The following is a 2049-nucleotide window of genomic DNA, read 5'->3' on the forward strand; positions in this document are numbered from 1 at the left end:
AGTTTGCATGGCAGTAAAATCAGATGCCTGAGTGACCGGTGTACAAATCACCGCCCCTTCAACTCGGACATTTTCATTCATGGCCATGTCAACCGCTGGATCCCAAAGCGCACCATTAGCCACCGGCACAGCCACAGCCGCCCAGTTTTCACCGGCATTTTGTCTGGCTGCAATGAGCTGTTGCTTTAGCTCTGAATCGGCTTCGCCAAGTTCAGCATCTAAATCGCTATCAGTATTTAGGAATAACAATTGATCAACATTGGTCGCTGCCACACCGATAAACAACAAATATTTCTCGACCGTTGGGAATGGGCCTTGCTGTAAATTGAGCGCATTGACCGTAATTTTAGGTAACGCCACGGGCTATCTCCTGCTTAATTTGTTTTAAAATGGCATCAAAGTGCTGCGTAATGTCGGCCTTGGTTGCCCCTAAAAATGAGCGTGCCGGCAGCGTGGTTTTCCATGATGTTTTTGGACTTTCGCCCGCTTGCTCACGTAACTGACGTAACAACGAACCAGCCTGGCCAATGGTGAGGTTTTGCGTTACCCACTTAAGGCTTGGCTTTTTGCCGTTCTTTGATTTGCGTTTATTGATGGTGAAGCCGGCCTCACGTAAGGCGCGTGCCTGGTCGCGTGTGGCTGGGCTGTCTTGATTTTTTGCACTGTTTCTTTTCAGTGAGCGCGTGGTCACGCGCTGTGTGTAACCATGCTGTTGCTTAGCCGCTATACGAGCTGATGAACGCTTATAAAAACCGACCACGGCCTCAGTGCCATCTGCGCGGATGACTTTGAGCTGTCGAGCGAGTTTCAGTAGCATTTTGCTGCCACCACGTTTCTTTTTGGCACGGGCTGGATATGCCTGGCCAGAGAGGTCCGTTTGCGTGCGAACTCGGCGTTTGCTGTCAGATATGGCTTTTTTACCCACTCGTGCAAGTAATCGACGGCGAAGCTTTGTTGGCAGGCCGAGTATTTCAATCTGCTGTTTAAGCGTCATCAGGCCGGTGACCTGAATACTTAATGTGGGATTCATGTTCTCACCTCACCTTCCAGGGCATAATCAATACGCACCGGTGCCAAGCGATAACGTTCACCGTTTAACCGTAGTGGTCCAGCAGGGTCTTGGATGATTTCCACGTCTTCAACAAAATCGATGTTGATTTCTAAATCGGCCGTTTGGTTATCCAGGATGTCGATATCGGTTTCAGGTGGATCGAGCTCCAACTGTTCGCGTAATTCGTCGTTATCGATTAACCAGGCAATGACATGGCCGAATAACAGCTCGGCGGGATGCTCCTGGTGCGGGAAACGCTCAATGACGATGGCTGCTGTGTAATGCAGGCGAAACAGCACCATGCCATCGTTGCCCATATCTTTGGCCACACCAACGAAACGGGCATTTTCTGCCCAAGCATCGATGTTTTCAGCCGCGACCATGTTCAGCTTCAGCACGGATTCAGTGATGGCTTGTAACATCTTCATTACAGCAGCACCGCGTGAAAACCATGCGTTTTCATTTTTGGGTTATCAGGAAAAAATGTATTCCAGAGCGATGCAATGGATGACTGGCTTTCATCGAGCCAGAATTTTTCTGTTTGCTCAGATTCTTTGGCCTGATTTTCAGCTACTTCTCGGCGGTTCATGCTGATGAACTGTTGCAACAGGAACGCTTTGGCACGGCTATAGACCGCCGCTTCATAGTGAACCAGTAATAGTTCACTGCTCACGACGGGTGATGAGTTTGCAGCCAGGTAACTTTCAAAGTCAGCATAACCGAGCGTTAAAAGGTGTTGCTTTACAGGGTCCAGCGTTTCATTCACACGCACGACGGCCAGGCTTAAGCCTGTGCTGATCGTGTCGTCTGCAATATCTGAAGGCACACGGTATTTGCTCATCAAATCAGCCGTGGACACATCAGGCCACCACCCATCATTGGTGATAGGTGATGCGCTTGCTAGTGATGGTTTTCCCGTTAAACTCATGCGAACCCTGTGTTATGTAAGGTGCCGGAACAAAACACGAACCACTTCTAATACAGCGTTGGAGTGCTTC

General features: G+C 49.4%; 4 protein-coding genes. All 4 read right to left on the reverse strand.

Annotation, left to right across the window (positions count from 1 at the left end; translation table 11 throughout):
* Nucleotides 1-360, reverse strand: a 360-nt coding sequence (locus tag B4K20_RS13730) for a DUF2586 family protein (RefSeq protein WP_289283312.1), incomplete at its 3' end; no start/stop codon positions are given.
* The gene (locus tag B4K20_RS13735) at nt 347-1030 is read right to left on the reverse strand and encodes a phage virion morphogenesis protein (RefSeq protein ID WP_289283313.1); all 684 of its coding nucleotides are present in this window, start codon (nt 1028-1030) and stop codon (nt 347-349) included. The genes B4K20_RS13730 and B4K20_RS13735, both read right to left, overlap by 14 nt.
* On the reverse strand, nt 1027-1479 hold the full coding sequence (locus tag B4K20_RS13740; RefSeq protein WP_289283314.1) for a phage tail protein: 453 nt from the start codon (nt 1477-1479) through the stop codon (nt 1027-1029). The genes B4K20_RS13735 and B4K20_RS13740 overlap by 4 nt, the downstream gene beginning before the upstream one ends.
* Entirely contained in the window at nt 1479-1979 is a 501-nt protein-coding gene (locus B4K20_RS13745) for a head completion/stabilization protein (RefSeq protein WP_289283315.1), read from the reverse strand. Before B4K20_RS13745 ends, B4K20_RS13740 begins: the two co-directional genes overlap by 1 nt.
* Between the last annotated feature and the right edge of the window lie 70 nt (nt 1980-2049).

The organism is Methylophaga sp. UBA5088 (assembly GCF_002414625.1).
GTDB classification, from domain to species: domain Bacteria; phylum Pseudomonadota; class Gammaproteobacteria; order Nitrosococcales; family Methylophagaceae; genus Methylophaga; species Methylophaga marina.